Source organism: Calidifontibacillus oryziterrae (assembly GCF_000331575.1).
Lineage (GTDB): Bacteria > Bacillota > Bacilli > Bacillales > Bacillaceae_J > Calidifontibacillus_A > Calidifontibacillus_A oryziterrae.
Genome location: NZ_ANOK01000004.1, coordinates 153,700 through 173,158, shown reverse-complemented (window position 1 = coordinate 173,158; position 19,459 = coordinate 153,700). Strand labels below are relative to the sequence as shown.

The window sequence follows — 19,459 nt, the reverse complement described above, 5'->3', positions numbered from 1 at the left end:
GTTTTGCATGTTCGAAGATTCAAGCTTTGCAATTCATCCAAATAAATTAGGGAAAAGTATGGACTCACGATATCATGATATCGGTGAAATTTTGAGTTTTGAACAACAAGGACATGTATACATTATTACTTGCAAGAATGGGTTTATGAAGATTGTTTTCTACCAAAACGATATTGTCCGTATTGTGATGAATCCTTTAGTTGAGCCATCGTTAAAAAGTAGTGTTGCAGTAATTGAGCAACCAAAAAAAATATCCGTTAAACTGCAACAGCTAAAAGATAGGATCATTTTAACCTCAACGAAATTATCACTTGAACTATTCAAAACACCTTGTCGGCTTACAATACGCGACGAAACTGGTGAAGTATTGTTAACGGAAGGCTCGAAAGGAATAGGTACTAAAGCAACTAGTGAAGTTGTTTGTTATAAAGTAATGACTGAGGACGACCATTTCTATGGATTTGGTGAAAAAACTGGTTATTTAAATAAGCGCGGAGAAAAAATGGTGATGTGGAACACTGATGTATATGCTCCGCATAACCCTGAAACAGATCCATTATATCAATCTATCCCATTCTTTATGGCAGTTAGAAATGGCAGTGCCTACGGTATTTTTTTTGATAATACGTTTAAAACCACCTTCGATTTTAAAACTGAAACCGATTTGTATTCCTTTTCTGCAAACGGCGGACAGCTTGATTATTATGTTTTCTCAGGTCCATCACCGAAAGATGTTGTTAGGCAGTATACACACTTAACTGGAAGAATGCCGTTGCCTCCAAAGTGGGCACTAGGCTATCATCAGTCGAAATATAGCTACATGTCTGAATCTGAAGTCCGCGAGCTTATTCACAATTTTATAGAAAAGGATATCCCTGTGGACGCCATTTATCTTGATATTCATTATATGGATGAATACCGGGTATTTACATTTGATCAACATTCTTTCCCTAATCCTCAACAACTAATTGCGGACTTAAAAAGCAAAGGGATTCATTTAATTCCAATCGTTGATCCGGGTGTAAAAAAAGATCCTAGTTACAATATTTACAAGGATGGGATTCTCAAAAATCATTTTTGTAAATATTTAGAAGGTGATATATATATAGACGAGGTCTGGCCTGGCGAAAGTGCATTCCCGGATTTTTCAAAAACCGAGACTCAAAAATGGTGGGCAGATAACCATACGTTTTATACAGATTTAGGTATCGAAGGTATTTGGAATGATATGAATGAGCCGGCTGTGTTTAATAACACGAAAACAATGGATCTTGAGGTCATCCATGACAATGATGGGGATATAAGAACACATGCAGAACTCCATAATTTATATGGTTTATTAATGGGAATGTCCACCTACAATGGTTTAGTTGAGCAACTACAGGGGAAACGGCCGTTTTTATTGACACGTGCCGGATATTCTGGAATTCAAAGGTACGCTGCTGTGTGGACTGGCGATAACCGTAGCTTTTGGGAGCACCTTGAAATGTCGTTACCTATGTGTATGAACCTTGGTATATCAGGAGTTGCTTTCTGTGGGCCGGATGTTGGCGGCTTTGCCCATGATTGTAATGGCCAATTACTCACACGCTGGATTCAGGTTGGAGCCTTTACTCCTTTCTTCCGTAATCATAATGCACTTGATACGAATTCCCAAGAGCCTTGGGCGTTCGGGGCCAAATATGAAAGCATCATTAGAAAATACATACAATTGCGCTATCGTTGGCTTCCACACCTCTATACATTATTTTCGGAATGCAGTCGCACCGGAATTCCTGTCATGCGCCCACTTGTTTTAGAGTATCCAGGTGATAAACATGTTTGGAACTTATCCGATCAATTTATGATTGGTGAAAATGTCATTATTGCTCCTATTTTAAGACCAGACACGTTCCACCGAGTTGTCTATTTACCAGATGGGGAATGGATCAACTATTGGACCGACCAAGTTTTAATAGGCGATAAGCATTTACTAATAGAGGCTGACCTTGAAACTTTACCAATTTTTATTAAAAAAGGGGCGATCATTGCCCAAGGAGCGAGTAAACAATCGACAATGGTAGCTGAAACGGATATGCAAATTCATATATATCCTGATGAAAATGTGGCAAGCTCCTATACGTTGTACGACGATGATGGCACAACCTTTAACTATATGTATGGACAATATTTCGAGAAAAAAATTACTTGTATGTATAGTGGAGACACGTTAAATATTTCAGTTGAGAACATTATTTCTACCTATAAGCCTAGTTGGAAACAATGGAAATTAATTGTCCATCTTGCAAATGAAAATACAAAGCTATTCATTAATAAGAAGCAAATCCCGAATGAAAATATTATTTTCCATCACGAATCACACACAATAGAAGTAACAGTAGATCAATAATTCCCTAACCAATAAATAGAAAAGCCTCTCTTCATTCCGGAGAGGTTTTTCCATTTTCTACCGGGGTCAGGCGCCTGGGTGGCACCCTCTATGGACACCCCCCTGGCACCCACCCTGGACACGTGCCAGGCTCCACCCCGGAACGGGTCAGGAACCGTAGTGCTTTATGCCTATGATTTATATCACTTCATTGTGTGGGTGATTCCTTATAATTAATATTAGATATATTTAGATAGGTGTGGTTCGTAATGTACAATAAAGCTACTATTGTTAGAAAATTCAAAAGAAAACCCATTCAGTGGACAAGAAATACGGTCCAACTATTATTTTCGTTTTTTCTTTTGTATGTAGGTTGGAAATTTTACCAATTCTACAACCATTTTGCCTCAATGGGAGTAGAACCATTTGTTGAAAGACCTGGGGCTGTAGAGGGTTTTTTGCCGATTAGTTCACTTGTAGCTTTTAAAGTATGGGTTACGACAGGACAATTTGACATGATACACCCTGCTGGACTCGTATTATTTACGATTATTGTTTTTTCTAGCATTCTATTTCGCAAAGCGTTTTGCGGCTGGTTATGTCCCGTTGGTACTATGAGTGAGTTTCTTGGAAAAATAGGGAAGAATTTATTTAAAAAGCAGTTTGAACCACCAAAATGGTTATCTGTTATTTTGTCCTCGCTGAAATATTTATTACTCATAGCTTTTGCTAAAGTGATCATATTTGATATGCCCATTATCGCATCAATAGACTTTATTAATAGCCCATATAATAAAATTGCAGATATTAAAATGATGTTATTTTTCCTTGAAATTAGTGCGTTTTCATTAAAAGTAATTGTTATCCTTATGCTATTATCACTTTTTATCAAAAACTTTTGGTGTCGCTTTTTATGCCCATATGGTGCATTAATTGGCTTAGGATCATTATTTCAACTATCAAAAATTAAACGAAATGAACTAACTTGTATTGATTGTAATCAATGCACTCGAGCTTGCCCTCAAGGTATAAAAGTAGCACAAAAGAAAGCAGTTATGACACCGGAATGTACGGCTTGCTTCTCTTGCATCGAAGCCTGTCCAGTCAAGGATACATTAAACATGACAGTCGCAACAAAAAAAGTAAATAAGTGGGTTATACCTAGTGCGTTTTTGGCAGTATTCTTTGGCGCCATTATTGTCGCAAAATTAACAGGCCATTGGCAATCGACAATTACGTACCAAGATTTTCAGGAGCTTATTCCATTACTCGATTACATTGGTCATTAAATTAAATCGTAACAGCATACCATAACGTAAAGGAGCCATCAAAAATGCCCATCCAATTCGTAGGCACAATCTATCAACTGGATGTCACATAACTCATTGGCTCCTTTTAGTTAGCCGTTAGCGCAACAAAACATACATCATCCGTTAACACTTTCCCATTAATATACGTCGTTTGAATATCTCTTATTACCTCTATACTATTTGACTGATTTTCTAATAATGACTTTAAAATTTCAATCCCTTTCTCAATGGAGGGATCAATTAAATCAATTAAACCATCTGTATATAATAAGAGAGTAGCTGCTTCGTCATAATAAATAGTACCTTTTTTTGCGTTTAAGTCAGGAAAAATACCTAAAGGTAAGCAACCCTCATGTAACAAAGTAATGGAATTATTTCCTTCTACTAATAGACCATATGGATGACCCGCATTCACATACTCCACTGTTCGCTCTACTGTATCTACAACCAAATAAATTGCCGTTGCATATGTTGTTTGGTTATGTACATTAAACATTAAATAAATATGGCGATTTAATTCCTGCATCACCAATTCAGGTTCAATTATTGTTGTGATTAGGCTCCTCAATACAGAACGGATTGACATGCTGATCAAGGAAGCAGACACCCCATGTCCCATTACATCTATTATGATGACGCAATACTTAGATGGTGCTATTTGAAACCAGCTATACATATCCCCTGATAGCGATTCAGAAGATTGATAGAATGAATGAGCTTTAAAATTATCACAGTCAATCGATTCAGGCAAGACACTTGTTTGCACTTTTTTGGCGATCTCTAATTCTGTTTGTACTCTTTGTTCTTCCGTTAAAATCCGTTCATATGCCTGCCCTAAATCAATTGCATTCCCAATGAAATTGGCTAACGTTTGCATCAGCTCGAGATCAGCACTCGTAAATTTATAAGGAGCAGGGTCCACTGCACAAAGAGTTCCAAACATTGAATGATCTCCTAAAATTATCGGGACACCTAGATAGGAACCTATGTTGGCGGCTTTTGTTAATTGTAATTGACTTGTTATTGGATGCATCGAGGTATCGTCAATTATAACGGGAATATGGCCGTTTCTGAAGACCATATTGCAATAAGATTCCTCTATCGGAACTGATACCCCTTCCTCAACTAAACAACCATTATTATTAAACACCTTTAATACTGAATAGGTTTCTTCCGTCGTTTTACCAACAAAGAAGGTTCGTACACCAATTGAGTGACTTAATAATTTAAATGCATTTAAAGTAGCTTCATTAAACTTTTCTGATAATGAATTTACCATTATACTCTCGGGCATTTTATCCCTCCCAAAATAACTATTACTTTAGTATTATTATAACAATATTGGAATCATTTAGCATTTAATATACGGTAGATCTCGCCTACTATGGTCACTTTTTGATAATCCTTCAAGAACAAAAGCTATAGGCGCCCTGATTAGCGACGTATAAACTAAGAGCACATCGACTGAGATAAACAAAGCACGTCGAGGGACGAGTCGATGTTGACTTATCGCAAAAGAGATGAGCAAAGTTTACTAGTCGCTGGGCGCTGGAGCTGGACGACTTCTCTCTGTCCTATAGTATTTATCCACAGGATCAAATTTTTTAATTTCCTTAACCATAAAAAAAACCATTCGTTTGTTTGGAAACCGAACGAATGGTTCTTTGCAAATATTATAAACTAGCATGCGCCATAATTAGAAATTTTTCTTCAAATCTATCTGCTGGTATTGGCTTACTGTAATAATAGCCCTGTACTTGCTCACAATGATAACTTTTTAAGAAGTCAGCTACTTCTAAAGTTTCCACTCCTTCAGCAACAACCTCTAATCCAAACACATGGGCAATGTTGATCATCCCGATTACTAATTGTGCATCGCTTGGTGTTTGCATGACATCTTTAATAAAGCATTGATCAATTTTTAATGAATTGACTGGAAATTTTTTTAAATAGCTCAGAGATGAATAACCTGTTCCAAAATCATCAATTGCAACCGTCACACCAAGATCTCGTAATTTTTTTATAATCTCGATGCTTTCTTCTTGATCATTCATAATGCTATTTTCGGTGATTTCGATTTCTAAATACTTAGGGTCTAGACCCGTTCTTTCTAGAATATTTTGTAATTTTGGAATAAACATGGAATGCTGTAATTCAAGCGGTGATATATTAACCGCCACTTTTAACGGGGAATACCCCATTGAAATCCATTCCATATTTTGTCGACACGCTTCTTGTAACACCCATTCTCCTAAAGCAAAAATAAGACCTGTCTCTTCAGCAAGCGGGATAAATTTCGCCGGACTTACTGACCCTAACTGTGGTGAATTCCATCTAATTAATGCTTCAGCACCAATAATGCGATTATGTTTAATATCAACCTTCGGTTGATAATGTAACGACAACTCATGATTTTCAATCGCATGTTTAAGAGCTTGTTCAAGCAATTCATTCTCTTGATAATAGTTGTGCACTTCCATTGTATAGTACTTATAATTACAAAAAGCTTTATATCTTGAGTAATTTAATGCGATATAAGCACTTTTCACTAGCTGCTGCGGATCATTCCCACACTCTGGATAAGCGCTAGCTCCGATATTACTCGTTAAACGAATCTCGTGATTGTCAATTTGCTGAATTTTACTTATTTCCTTTTGAATGATTTCTGCAAAGTCTTTTAGCTGGTCGGGACTTTCAATTGTTTTTGTAATAATTAAAAAGCGACTTCCTTCACTGCGATATAAAACACCAAATGATTGGACAACCTTTTTTAGAGTGGTCGAAATTGAGCAAACTAATTTTTCTCCAACCTCATGCCCTAGTAATTCGTTTGTCTTTGTAAACCCATTTATTTTTAGGCATAATATTCCAAACGGCTCCGTTCGCTTTTGAACTTTCCTGAACTTTTTATCTAAGTCGTTATTAAATAACCGTTGGTTAGGAAGATCCGTAACAACATCATGATAGGCCATATCATTAATCGTTTCATGGGCCTTTTCTAATTCAGTAATATCTGACACATTTCCGACAATCTCAACAACTACATCATCAAGAACAATAGGAGATAAAGAGATAAATAGTGTTTTCCCTTTTATATGGAGCTTGAAATTTACCTTTTTATTACTAAACGCCAGATGAAATTGTTGATATAAATAGTCCGCATCTTTTTTATCGAAAACTTGCTCTGCGGTTTTATGATGAAAATCTTCGTTACTATAATCTAATTTTTCGGCAAGTTTACCAGCAAATAAAGTAAAGTACATTTTTCCATCCGTGTTTTTCTTTACTTTAAAAATGATCGTATCAAGCGCACTTACAGTTTGTCGATATTCCTCTTGTAGTGCTGAATATAATTGTTCCTGTGCCTTTTTCCCTTCAGTAATTTCTGAGCGGATGGAGATATACATAAATGGTTTTCCTTCATTATTTAAAATCGGAACGATTGTCGTTTTAACCCAATAGTGGGTACCATCCTTTGCTTTATTTTTTATTTCTCCTTCCCACTTTTCACCCGCAACAATTGTATCCCACATATTTTTAAAAAATAAGTTATCATGATAGTCAGACTTTAATATGCGATGATTTCTACCTATTAATTCTTCTCGTGTATACTTCGTTATTTGGCAAAACATATCATTTGCATATATAATTCTTCCTGCCGTATCAGTTATCCCAATAATAACAGATTGATCGACAGCTCCCATTAATTCGAGTATTTGGGTGAGCTGTTTTTTACAGTCATCAAATGTTATATCTGAAAAACTAACTATACTTGTAAGTTGGTCTAACACTTCGGTTAGTGGTGCAATTTGATATTGTTTTCGCTTAGGCTTGTTAAGATTACTATTAGTACGACTGATGTTGTAATCGTTCATGAATACTCCACTCCAAAAACAACCTTTTTTACAAATATAGCATGGAATTCTACAAATTTCCGCAAAGTTTTTATTTATTAACGGAAACTTAATAATTTCCAGGCCAAATCCAGGCCAAATTAATGTAGTATTCCAAACATAATCGTTGAAGCGATTACCATAACAATGCCAATAACCGTCTCATAAGGCAAGAGTTTAAATCTTTCATGCATATTCATTTTTACACTTGAACGAGTTATATGGAAATAGGTTCCGTGTGGCATATGGTCTAATACTGTTGCTCCCGCATGTACCATTGCCGCCCCTGCTAAAGCACTAACTCCAATTTCAATAATGGTTGGAGCAAATGCACCACCAGCAACTGCTGCGGCAGCTGAAGTTGAACCCGTTGCTGCAGACATTGTAATTCCGGCAATTGGAGCGATTAAATAGGTCGGTAGACCAAGAGATTCTATCGAATTCGTAATAACAGTAGTTAATGCTGAATGAGAAATTAAGCCTGCTAATGTACCTGTCCCTAGCAACAATATTGCTATTCCTGACATTTTATCGATTCCACTAGTAATATAGAAATTTAAATCTCTAGTTTTTTTCATCACAATTGCCCCAGCGATCCCGCCAACTGGCAAAGCAATTAAAGGATCGATGGAAATTCCAAATCCCGGCTGCAATAATAATAGAAAAATAGCAACTGCTGGACCCGATAAAGCTCCGAAAAGCGATGGAAGCTTTTCCTCGTTTCCTTCCTCCATATCCACTTCCTCTACCTGACTCCCTGTTTGTTTCAGATTTTGCGCCATTAAATAAGTAATGGCAAGTCCAAGTAAAGCAGGGATAATTCCAGCCACCATCACCGATGTTAAAGGTACACTGAATGCTTCAGACACTGCAATCGTGTTCGGATTTGGCGACATAATGTTCCCTGCCTTCCCGCCACCTGAAATTGCAAGTAATACAGCAAGTTTAGACAGCTTTGCCTGCTTGGCAATTGAAAGTGCAATTGGTGCGACTGTCAACACAGCAACACCAATAAAAACACCAACGGCTGTTAAAATCATAGTCGCACCTGCTATAGCGAGCAACGCTTTCTTCACACCTAGTTTATGTAAAATGGATTCTGCAATAGTTTTTGCAGCTCCTGATTCAATTAATACTCCCGCTAACACCCCAGCAGTTAAGACCCGAAGCACGATTCCGGTCATCCCCTTTGCCCCATCAATCATTATATTGACAGAATCAGAGAATGCTAAGCCGCCCATTAGTCCGCCAACAAGTGCCCCTATCATCATTGCAACAGGCGGGGCAACCCTTTTTAAAATGAAGACGATCGCAATAATTAAACCTGCTATCGTTCCAAACGAACTTACTTGAATATCAACTCCCATTATTTAATTCCCCCTATTAACCGTGAAACCACTAAAATTCGTCACTAATGTAATGCTTACAATAGCATAAATGTCGAAATTAGTGAATTATTTTGAATGTTTTGTATAAAAATCCACCTTGTTTGACTCAACAACCCTATTAAATTTACAACTAAAAAAGGGCTCCTTTTGAGAAGCCCTTTTGAACATAGTATAGGTTTTATGTACTTAGTTTATCTACTTGTTACAATTTCATTTTTTACAACGCGCTCATATACTTGATATAACATAAAAGCACCAACAGAAATTATTGCTCCTGCGATATACGGTAACCCAATAGCTACTGAATAGAGAGCACCTGCAATCGGTGGTCCAAGAATTCTACCTAGTGAATCAAAGGAAGAAAGCATTCCTGTAACACCGCCATAGCCTTCTGCATTCGTCTTCGTTAATAACGAGGACACACTAGGACGGATCACACCATTTCCAAGACCAAAAATGGTTAGAAAGAAAGCAGCTGTTATAAAATCCTTTGTTAGTAGTAATAAACAAAAGCCGATAACAGAAACGACGATTCCTGCTTTTATGACCTTCCCTTCACCATGTTTCTTAATGAACCTGCCTACTAAGCCGCCTTGTACAGCAGCACCCGCAAAGCCCATTATCATAAAAATATACCCTAAGCTTTTTGAATCGAGACCTGCCCGTGCAGCTGCAAAATAGGCAAAAGTCGCTTCTAAGCCTGCTAACGAAAATGAAATAAAAAACGATAAGAAATATAAAAATCCTAGAGGCTGTTTCACGGTCTGCCACGGTGTATCCTTCTTTGCAATAGACTGTGCTCTTTTGTCTGTAGGAAGAGATTCCTCAAGTATAAATAATACAACAAAAAAAGTAAGTGATGATACAGCACCAGCAATCCAAAATGGCATATTTAAACTAATTTCTGAAAAAACACCACCAATTGCTGGACCAAAAATAAACCCTAAGCCAACGGCCGCCCCGATTATACCCATCCCTTTGCCACGATCCTCACTAGTTGTAATATCCGCAACATAGGCCATTGAGGTCGGCATATTAGCTGAAGATAAAAATCCCCCAATAATTCGAGCACCAAAAAGCATCCATAGCTCTGTTGACATTGCAAATAAAAAGAAGGAAAGAGCAAGTCCAGCTATACCAATTAACATGACCGGTTTACGACCAATTCGGTCAGAGATTCGTCCCCACATTGGAGCAAATAAAAACTGCATAAAAGAGTATACAGCCATCAATAGCCCTAATTGTGTCGGTGTTGCCCCAATCTCCTCCGCAAAAAAAGGAAGTACAGGGATTATAATCCCAAACCCAACCATAACAAGGAACATTATCAAAAAGAGAATAGGCAATGCTCTTTTATCTCTCAATATAAATCCTCCATTCTACAACCAAGAAAACCTTATTTCCAATTAGCATATATTATTTTCTATTTTATTTCTATTATGTTCATTGAGCAAATCATAGACTTTTCTTATTCAATTGCAAACGTAACCTGCCACTAAAAATTGCCCGTATCCTAATCCTTCCTTTTAAGCAAAAAAAAACAAAAAAGGGACTATTTTTTACGAATAGACCCTTTTCTATATTAAGGAACTCGAACCTCAATCGTCCATTTCCGAAATTCATTCGAATTATTGTAAATATTCATTTCTCCACTCCAAGTCTCAATCTTTTTGTGAATAATCGCCAAGCCTTCCTTCAGTAAGTCATTAGTTACTCCCGTTTCGCCTTCGTTAAATTGAAACTGAAATTTCAAAATTCCTCTACTCAACTCATCAAAAGTAATTGTTAATATTAGGTTAGCTGCATAAAGTACTTCTACAAGTAACGATAATGTTTGTTGACATATACGATAGAATAGCATTTCTTTCTCTAATTCATATCTGATCCTCGTTCCTCTAACAATTAATTGGATAGGCGTGTTATCATTATCGATTGTCCTAATATACGATTTCAGCGCTTCGATAAAACCGATATCCTCAACAGCTAACGGAAATAGCTCAAATGAAAGTTTTCTCACCTGATGAAGAACATCGTTTGTTGTTTCTATAACACCAGTCAAATATTCTTTTAAACTATCATCAATATTTGCTTTAAGTGCCATTTTTAAACCAATAAGCGAGCCATATAATGTCTGACCGATAACATTATATAATTCGTCCGATACTTGTTTCTTATGCTTTTCTTGTTCATCGAAGACTCGTAAGAGCATTTTTTCCGTGTTAAAATATTGTTCCTTGATGCTCTCATATTTGTCAATTAACTCAATCCTATCCTCAACCTCGGTAGTTCGCTCTGTACTATTTGTAATAGGATTAATTTTATCCACTTTTTCCCTCCTAAAATAATTATTCCCCCTTTATTTAAACTACCATTAGTAGCCGATATAATGGCAGTTTGTTAACCCCTTTTGAATTCGCCCTATTTTGAATCATTACGCAGCCGTTCACTTGTCTCTTTATTAAACGCTTCCATACTGTAACAATAAATAGAGCTCGCATTATTTCTCCATAATAATGCTTACTTAATATTATTTCTAATTTTCAAAAAACATTCAATCAGGGGATTCCCTAGTTTCGTTTAAAAAAACTGCCTATATCAAAGAAAAAAAGAAGATCAGCTCGTGACCTTCTTCCTACTAATCACTTTTTTATAAAGGAACCACTACTTTTACTTTTGTACCTAATCCTTCGATTGACTCTATATCGACAGACCCATTTACTAAAAGTGCGCGTTCCTTCATACTAAATAAACCAATTCCTTTATTTTTTCGTGTTTTCTCATATTCTTTAACATTAAAGCCAATGCCTTCATCAATAACATATAACTCGATTCTATTTTTGCCGCTATTTATTCTTACAGTAATCTTTTCAGTTTCTGCATATTTGGCCGCATTGCTTAGTGCCTCTTGGAAAATCCGATAAAGTGCTACCTCAATTTCAGGTGAATAGCGCTGTTTTATTCCATTCACTTCAAAATCTACCTTTATTCCAAAAGTGTTTTCAAACCTTTCAATATGTGTCCGAATTGCCGAAAATAATCCTAAATCATCCAACGCACTTGGGCGTAACTGAAAGGCAAGTGACTTCACTTCTTCCATTGAACTGCTAGTTAATTTCTCTACATTTTCAATTTGTTCCAAAATTTTCTGATCTGCGCCAACCTGCTTTAATAATTTTAATGACATTAAAATACTATATAATGATTGGCCGATACTATCATGTAATTCGCGCGATACTCTCTTCCGCTCTTCTTCTTGTGCATCGATGATACGTGACGTTACCTTTTTTTCATGCTCAATTAAGCGCTCTTCTGCAAGAATCCATTTATTTTCAGCTTTTTCCCGCTCTATGAATACTCTTTTAAACTGAGGATAAAAAATACCATAATACAGAAAAATATAACCGGTTGCTTTATATAAGTGACCTAGTAAATTATCCATATCATACACATTTCGATAAAGGGTAAAAACTAATTCACCTATTAAAAGAAAAACTACGGCAAGAGAAATAGTCAATTTCCTCGGAACACGCTCAGTAACATATTGGGTTGCAATGATCAACAACGTTATAAAATGAATGATACTTATTGCATATTCCATATTTGCTTTAAAATTTGAAACTCCAACACCCTCTATGACAAGAACAGGTAAAAATTGAGCATAAGATAAAATGCCATATACTCCAATAAACAAAAAGAAAAAAGTCAAAAAGATTTTAATATTTTTCTCTATCGCTTCAACCTTGCTATCATTATTTCTTATAATAAACCATAATAAACCGATGCTCTCAATAAATCTTGCTACAATCCAAAACCACGTTGCGATTTGGATTGAATATTCAGATTGAAAAAATGGCATCCCTTTGTAAGATAAGGTATGAAATAAATCAATGGTGCCGATCGCAAAAAATAATAATCCAAAATTCAAGCTGTTCCTAGACTGAAAATACGATGCTGTTAACAACCCATGGATAAATATTACATAGGAAACAAATACGCTAGATAGCTCTAGCAGCGTATGAGAAATTAAATAATAGGACGGATCATAAAAAAAAGAAATCGTTGTATGTAATAATCTTGTAATAAAAAAGATTAAAATTGCAGCACCTGCAATTAAAATTGTTCTTATTTCATTTTTGTTAAAAGCGTGCATAACGTCACCACTATACGAAGTCTAGTAACCCTTGTTTTAAAGCGTAACGAACTAGTTCAGGTCTCGTTCTTAATTGCAACTTTTCCATTATCTTTGATTTATGCGATTCAATCGTTTTAACCGATAAGTAGAGCATATCAGCAATCTCTTTATTCGTATAACCTTTGGCTATATATTCAAGTACTTCCTGCTCCCTAGTCGATAACAGGTTAAACACATCATCACTACCATCTTGAGAGATACGGTTCATATAGTCTTCTATTAAAAGCTTTTGTGCTTTTGGATACAAATAAGCCTCGCCTCTTTGCACTGTCCGAATAGCATTGATTAAATCCATATCTTCTGCACTTTTCAAGATATATCCAGACGCACCAGCCTGCAACACTCGGAAAATATATTCTTTATCATCGTGCATCGTTAATACAAGAACTTTAATTTCGGGGGCTGCTTCCTTCAACCTCCTAGTTGCAGATAAACCATTTTCACCAGGTGGCATGTTTAAATCCATAATGACTATATCCGGCTTTAACTGAACAGCCTTTTGAAAAACTTCTTCACCATCACATGCAGTTTCTATTACTTCCATACCATCCTGCATATTTACTAACATTTCTAATCCTGAACGCACAATGGCATGATCATCAGCGATAATGATTCGGATTGGCATTGAGTCCCCTCCTAATGGAAAACTATCAAATTATATTTTATTATAAAAACCATTTACTCCCAATAACTACCTATACGATTTTACCTTATAATTCGACATATTTCAATTTGTTATAGAACATATTTGTTACAAATATCCTACTTACTGTTCATATAAAATGACCTAATAGTCCTATAACGATAAGAAATAACTCGATAAATACAGACTGCATATTCTGGTATGTATTTTGGATAATTTTATGGGAAGGCAGTAACTTCGCTATAAAGTTTTTAAAAACTGAACTAAGAAGGCTGAATTATGAAGGCTTTTATCCGAATATTTCAGTCTTTTTTAATCTTTCAAAACATTTAAAATATTATCCACTTTAAAAAGAGCAAGAAATTGTAAGGTATTTCTAAAAAATTATCATTACAATGGTTGATGTATAACAGTGTTACCTTTTCGGGAGGTGTTATTACTAGAGGGTAACGAATTTCTACAATTTTCTACAATAAGGGGGATAAGGAAAATGGCAGCTGAATATAAAGAAAGACATTACGTACCAGCAGGAAGTGTAGATATTTCTGAATTGGAGCCACTTGATCCAGCAACTGATAAAATCATGAAAGGTGAATTTCGCACAGGTTTTGGCTTAAGTTTAGTTTATTTCGCATTTATATTTTCTATTCCAGTTTTAAATTGGTATGCAAGTGAATTGATGTTAACAAAATTTTGGGGTGGCATGACTATCAGTTGGTTTATGACAGCTATTGGTTCATTAGCTGTCGCAGTAATTATTGCCTATATTCATGTTAATTTATATGAAAAACGTTTGAAAAATTACGAAAGTCTTACTACTACCGATGAAACAACTTCGGTCGAAAGGGGGATTAGCTAGTGGAATTTTTAGAACCAAAATATTTATTTACCTTTATTCTACTTGGAACGATCGTATATATAACCTATGCAACTAAGCGAAACGCAACAGCATCTGACTATTTTGTTGGTGGACGGCAGTTTGGATGGTTCATGAACGGTTCAGCGATTGCGGGAGATTATTTAAGTGCTGCAACATTTTTAGGGATAGCCGGTCTCACATTCACACTTGGCTATGATGGCGCTTACTATGCATTCTGTTTCTCAATTGGACTTGTTCTTCTTTCTATTTTTGTTGCCGGTCCATTGCGTCGCTTCGGTGCGTACACTGTAGCTGATTTCTTAGGACACCGCTTCCATAGTAAGCGTGCCCGTGTTGTCGCTGTTGCAGTTGTATTTTCAATTTCAGGTTTTTATGCTGCACCTCAGCTATTAGGAGCTGCACAAATTTTGAGTATGTTTTTTGGTACAACCTATGAATTTGGAATTATTTTTACATGTCTCGTTATGATTTTCTATGTTGGTGTCGGTGGAATGAAGGGAACAACAATTAACCAAGCACTTGAGCTTTGGATTCGTCTTGGCGCTTTTATTTTGATGGTAGCTGCAGCGGTTTGGGGCGGTCTACATTACGATAAAATTTTAGCTACAATTGGTAGCTTTTCGGGTTCATTAGCTGGTACAGGTCAATTTACAACAGACGGGAAAGATCTTGTTGTAGACGGCCCAAGCTGGTTAGGCACAGGATTTTACTTCCCATCATTTTGGCAAACTGTCTCAATGACAATTGGTTTAGCATTTGGTACAATTGGCCTTCCGCACATCTTACTTCGATTCTATACGAATCCAAGTGCGAAAGCAGCACGTAGCTCTGCTTTAATGGCAATTGTGCTTGCAAGTGTGTTCTTCTTCTTTGCAGTATATTTAGGTACTGTTGGTCGTGCAATGTTCCTTGATCCTTCAACTGATCCAAGAATTATTGGTGATATGGTGAAAGGTGGACAAAACATGATCATTCCATCAACTGCGGAAGCTCTTGGTGGTAAGTGGTTACTTGGACTAGTTATTGCTGGTGCGTTCGCGGCCATTTTCTCGAACGTTTCAGGATTATTTATCGCAAGCTCTGGAGCACTAGCACATGACTTATATGCAACTTTCACAAAGAAAAAACTTACTGAAAAAGACCGAGTTTGGGCTGGTAAAATTGCAATTGTATTCCTTGGTTTCTTCTACGGCGCACTTGGCTTGTTAGTTAAAGAAGCATCCATCGGCCACCTAGTAGGATTAGCCTTCAACGTTGCAGCAAGTACATTTGCACCAATCTTCATTCTTGGTATATGGTGGAGAGGTATGACTGAAAAAGGCGCCATTGCCGGAATGCTTGTTGGATTACTAAGTTCAATGTATTGCATATTCTTTGTAGAAACATTACCAGTAGCATTACAATTCAAAATCCCAGGCCTTATTACAGTACCTGCAGGCTTCTTGGCTGTATATATTGTTTCAAAGCTAGACCGCAAGGTTCCAGCAGACGTTAACGAATTTATGAAAACTGTACATTCAAAAGAAAACGAAGCAGCGTAATAAACTTCGCATAACACGGAAAATGACTTGTCCCATTACGGACAAGTCATTTTCCATTTTTTGCCGGGGTCAGGAACCTCTATGGACACCGCCCTGGCACCCACTGTGTCCCTCCAGTTATTTACTTTTGTTGTTTTAATAGTAGCAAGTCGATAAACAACTGGCAGTTCATACTAAAATCTGAAAAGTCTATCCCAGTGTGCTCAATTATTTGTTTAATTCGGTAATTCAAGGTATTGGGATGAATAAAAAGATATTCTGCAGTCTGCTTTGCCTTACAATTATTTAATAAGTAAGCTTCTACTGTTTTCAGCAGCTCTGTTTGATTTTCTTGGTCCTTTTGCTGTAATTGTAATAACAATGGATTAACATATTGAGAATCGCGATTATGATCCGCTAATACTTGTAAATACCTATAAACTCCTAGTTTTTGATACTCATATGCCATATGATCTTGTTGCCCTAAAAATTCTGCAGCCTTTATGACTTCGATCGCCTCTTGGTAGCTACTACTCAATAAAGAGATCAAATATTCATCGCCAATACCGGCAAATATTTTGATAGAGTAGTTGGTTTCAAAGCTCTTAATAACTCTAATTACCAATTCATTTGCTTGTACTTGTAACGAACTATTTTTGAAGCTATCCCCCAGAATCACAATGACTTTTCGAGAATCAACAATTAATTCAACAGCACAAAGCGTTACATTTAAATACGACTGCACTGTCTCCTTTAGTTGGTCAAACAAATCATCCTCTTCGGCAGCAACTGTAAACACTACTACTCTTACAACTGGCGGTAGTACTATGTTTAACGTTTCAGCTTGTTGTTTAAGTTCCTTTTCATTTTTATATCCATTGCTTAGTAGCTGACGGTAAAAATGTCCCTTTTTTTCATCTTTTTCACGCTTTGCCACGTTATTTCTATATAATAGCTTTCCTATATGAATTGCAACCTGCTCAAGAAACTTAAGCTCTTGTTCTGAAAGCAGCTTTTCAATTTCCTGAACCCATAAATAGCCTAGAATCAATTGTTTATGTTGTGTACTTACAACAACTCTTTGATTAAGACCTATTTCTTCAATTTTACGGACTCGAAAAGGACCAGTAATCGATTGCAACTGATCGATAATACCCTCTTCTATAAATTTTTCCAGAATCGATATTGGGCATTTTTTTGAAAGAATGGTTTGTTGGTTTGCTTGATCAAAATCTTTAATATAGTAGGAACTATAAGACAAAAGATTAAACCCGTCATCTTCCAATATAATAGGTTTTTTCAAAGTATGGCTAATATATTCAACTACTTTGTGAAAGTCAGATATTGTTAAGGCCTTAGCTAACTGTTGCTTCATTAATTACAGCCTCCTTGCAATCCAAATGAATAACAATATCATAACATGTATGCAAAATATTAGCATCTGCCGTAATAGGAATCTCGTAATCAAAAAACAACTCCTCTACCCAAATAAGATAGAAGGAGTTGCATTTTCATTTCTATTAAATTAATGAGAAAACAAATATGTTTCACTATAATTTTAAAGAGAAAAAACTATTTTTTTATTAATTTTTTACTGTCTTTTCAAACTCCTCAAATTGTTTTTCAATTTCAGAAGACGGCTTTGATGTCAGAATACTTACAACATATACTGCTAATAAGCTCGCTGCAAAGCCTGGAATCATTTCATAAAGGACATCTGATAATCCAACGTTTGACCAAATAATTACCGTAAGCGCCCCGACAACCATACCTGCAAGAGCCCCCCATTTTGTCATCCTCTTCCAGTATAGGCTGAGAAGAATAACAGGACCAAAGGATGATCCAAATCCAGCCCATGCGTAACCAACAAGATCAAGAATCGTTGCATTCTTTGTCCAGGCAAGGCTTAAAGCAACAATGGAAACTATTAAAACAGATAAACGTCCCATAAACACCAATTCTTTATCTGAAGCCTCACGACGGAAAAACGTTTTATATAAGTCCTCAGTCAACGAGCTCGAAGTAACAAGCAATTGTGATGATATCGTACTCATAACAGCTGCTAGAATGGCAGCAATTAGGAAACCTGTAATGATCGGATGGAATAATATATGTCCTAACATAATGAAAATGGTTTCCGGATCAGCTAGTGTCATTCCATTTACTGAATAATAAGCAATACCGATAAGTCCTGTAAACATTGCACCAAATACAGAAAAAATCATCCAGCTCATCCCAATACGACGAGCTTTTTTAATTTCTTTTACATTCGTAATCGCCATAAAACGAACAATAATGTGGGGTTGCCCAACATAACCTAATCCCCATGCAAAAAGTGACACAATTCCTAAGAAACTAGTACCTGTAAAAATATTTAAAAGTGCAGGATCGATTGTCCGAATTTCTGTAAAAGAAGTACCTAATCCACCAATTTCCATAATTGTAACAATCGGTACTAAAATTAAAGCTATAAACATGATCATGCCTTGAACTGCATCAGTCCAGCTTACAGCTAGGAATCCACCAAACAACGTATAGGCTACTACAACACCTGTTATAATAAACAATCCTGTGTGATAACTAATCCCAAACGTACTATTGAATAATACTCCACCTGAAACCATCCCTGAGGAAACGTAAAAAGTAAAAAAGATTAATATAACAAAACCTGATATTAAGCGAAGTATTTTTGATTTATCACCAAAACGATTTTCTAAATAACCAGGAATTGTAATTGAATTGTTCGCTAATTCCGTATATGACCTTAAACGTGGCGCAACCCAAATCCAGTTAGCCCATGCACCTAATGTTAAACCTATCGCAATCCAAGAAGCGCTTAATCCTGTTGCATACATTGCCCCTGGCAGACCCATTAATAGCCAGCCACTCATGTCAGCAGCACCAGCACTTAATGCTGTTACCATTGGACCTAGTCCGCGTCCACCTAACATATAATCTGATAAATTAGAAGTGCGTTTGTAAGCGTAATAACCAATCCAAAGCATACCAATCATGTATACGCTTACAGAAATAAGAAGTTGAATATTTTCCATAGTTTACCTCCCTTTTATTCTATGAACCGATAAATTAGTTTCATAGAATTTATTTGATAACTCTATATTACAAAAATTTTAAAGATTTGTGAACAATTTTTTACTATATTTTCTTAAGTCTTTATATTGTGAATTATCTGACATTTTTACACACAAAAACACTGATTTAATGCATAAGAAAAAGTATGACCTCACTTTAGTTGGAATCCGAA

At 36.2% G+C, this 19,459-nt stretch carries 13 protein-coding genes; 4 read left to right on the top strand and 9 right to left on the bottom strand.

Translation table 11 applies throughout. The features are described 5' to 3' along the window. Positions 1-7 precede the first annotated feature (7 nt). Both D612_RS0104055 and D612_RS0104045 read left to right on the top strand, forming a co-directional pair. Positions 8-2,389: a glycoside hydrolase family 31 protein gene (locus D612_RS0104055; protein ID WP_017754209.1), complete on the top strand. Its 2,382-nt coding sequence runs from the start codon at positions 8-10 to the stop codon at positions 2,387-2,389. 248 nt (positions 2,390-2,637) lie between these two features. Then, a complete protein-coding gene (locus D612_RS0104045; protein WP_017754207.1) occupies positions 2,638-3,657 on the top strand; it encodes a 4Fe-4S binding protein in 1,020 nt (339 codons plus the stop codon). A 106-nt stretch (positions 3,658-3,763) separates the two neighbouring features. Here the strand turns inward: D612_RS0104045 and D612_RS17835 are convergent, their stop codons facing one another. The 7 genes from D612_RS17835 to D612_RS0104010 form a co-directional block, all read right to left on the bottom strand. Beyond that, positions 3,764-4,972, bottom strand: coding sequence for a GAF domain-containing SpoIIE family protein phosphatase (locus D612_RS17835; RefSeq protein ID WP_017754206.1), 1,209 nt, complete (start codon positions 4,970-4,972; stop codon positions 3,764-3,766). 379 nt (positions 4,973-5,351) lie between these two features. Beyond that, the gene (locus tag D612_RS17830; RefSeq protein ID WP_017754205.1) at positions 5,352-7,553 is read right to left on the bottom strand and encodes a sensor domain-containing protein; all 2,202 of its coding nucleotides are present in this window, start codon (positions 7,551-7,553) and stop codon (positions 5,352-5,354) included. 119 nt (positions 7,554-7,672) lie between these two features. Then, the gene (locus D612_RS0104030; protein WP_017754204.1) at positions 7,673-8,938 is read right to left on the bottom strand and encodes a GntP family permease; all 1,266 of its coding nucleotides are present in this window, start codon (positions 8,936-8,938) and stop codon (positions 7,673-7,675) included. 212 nt (positions 8,939-9,150) lie between these two features. After that, positions 9,151-10,323, bottom strand: coding sequence for a tetracycline resistance MFS efflux pump (locus tag D612_RS0104025; protein WP_017754203.1), 1,173 nt, complete (start codon positions 10,321-10,323; stop codon positions 9,151-9,153). Positions 10,324-10,541: 218 nt separating this feature from the next. Next, positions 10,542-11,285, bottom strand: a complete 744-nt coding sequence (locus D612_RS0104020; RefSeq protein ID WP_017754202.1) for a sensor histidine kinase — start codon at positions 11,283-11,285, stop codon at positions 10,542-10,544. A gap of 321 nt (positions 11,286-11,606) precedes the next feature. Next, on the bottom strand, positions 11,607-13,109 hold the full coding sequence (locus tag D612_RS0104015) for a sensor histidine kinase (protein WP_017754201.1): 1,503 nt from the start codon (positions 13,107-13,109) through the stop codon (positions 11,607-11,609). A 10-nt stretch (positions 13,110-13,119) separates the two neighbouring features. After that, the gene (locus D612_RS0104010) at positions 13,120-13,776 is read right to left on the bottom strand and encodes a response regulator transcription factor (protein ID WP_017754200.1); all 657 of its coding nucleotides are present in this window, start codon (positions 13,774-13,776) and stop codon (positions 13,120-13,122) included. A 508-nt stretch (positions 13,777-14,284) separates the two neighbouring features. On the opposite strand from D612_RS0104010, the gene D612_RS0104005 reads away from it, so the two are divergent. Continuing rightward, positions 14,285-14,653: a DUF485 domain-containing protein gene (locus D612_RS0104005; RefSeq protein ID WP_017754199.1), complete on the top strand. Its 369-nt coding sequence runs from the start codon at positions 14,285-14,287 to the stop codon at positions 14,651-14,653. Further along, positions 14,653-16,215, top strand: coding sequence for a sodium/solute symporter (locus D612_RS0104000; protein ID WP_017754198.1), 1,563 nt, complete (start codon positions 14,653-14,655; stop codon positions 16,213-16,215). The genes D612_RS0104005 and D612_RS0104000 overlap by 1 nt, the downstream gene beginning before the upstream one ends. A gap of 121 nt (positions 16,216-16,336) precedes the next feature. On the opposite strand, the gene D612_RS0103995 is transcribed toward D612_RS0104000, so the two are convergent. Then, positions 16,337-17,569 carry a PucR family transcriptional regulator gene (locus D612_RS0103995; RefSeq protein WP_017754197.1) on the bottom strand — a complete coding sequence of 411 codons (1,233 nt, stop codon included), beginning with the start codon at positions 17,567-17,569 and terminating at the stop codon, positions 16,337-16,339. 208 nt (positions 17,570-17,777) lie between these two features. Further along, positions 17,778-19,247, bottom strand: coding sequence for a sodium/proline symporter PutP (putP, locus tag D612_RS0103990; protein ID WP_017754196.1), 1,470 nt, complete (start codon positions 19,245-19,247; stop codon positions 17,778-17,780). Between the last annotated feature and the right edge of the window lie 212 nt (positions 19,248-19,459).

Bases quoted from the DNA above. Each gene is read 5' to 3' on its own strand.
- D612_RS0103995 (WP_017754197.1), bottom strand. From the start codon at position 17,569: ATGAAGCAACAGTTAGCTAAGGCCTTAACAATATCTGACTTTCACAAA.
- D612_RS0104010 (WP_017754200.1), bottom strand. From the start codon at position 13,776: ATGCCAATCCGAATCATTATCGCTGATGATCATGCCATTGTGCGTTCA.
- D612_RS0104055 (WP_017754209.1), top strand. From the start codon at position 8: ATGTTCGAAGATTCAAGCTTTGCAATTCATCCAAATAAATTAGGGAAA.
- D612_RS17830 (WP_017754205.1), bottom strand. From the start codon at position 7,553: ATGAACGATTACAACATCAGTCGTACTAATAGTAATCTTAACAAGCCT.
- putP (WP_017754196.1), bottom strand. From the start codon at position 19,247: ATGGAAAATATTCAACTTCTTATTTCTGTAAGCGTATACATGATTGGT.
- D612_RS0104015 (WP_017754201.1), bottom strand. From the start codon at position 13,109: ATGCACGCTTTTAACAAAAATGAAATAAGAACAATTTTAATTGCAGGT.
- D612_RS0104030 (WP_017754204.1), bottom strand. From the start codon at position 8,938: ATGGGAGTTGATATTCAAGTAAGTTCGTTTGGAACGATAGCAGGTTTA.
- D612_RS17835 (WP_017754206.1), bottom strand. From the start codon at position 4,972: ATGCCCGAGAGTATAATGGTAAATTCATTATCAGAAAAGTTTAATGAA.
- D612_RS0104005 (WP_017754199.1), top strand. From the start codon at position 14,285: ATGGCAGCTGAATATAAAGAAAGACATTACGTACCAGCAGGAAGTGTA.
- D612_RS0104045 (WP_017754207.1), top strand. From the start codon at position 2,638: ATGTACAATAAAGCTACTATTGTTAGAAAATTCAAAAGAAAACCCATT.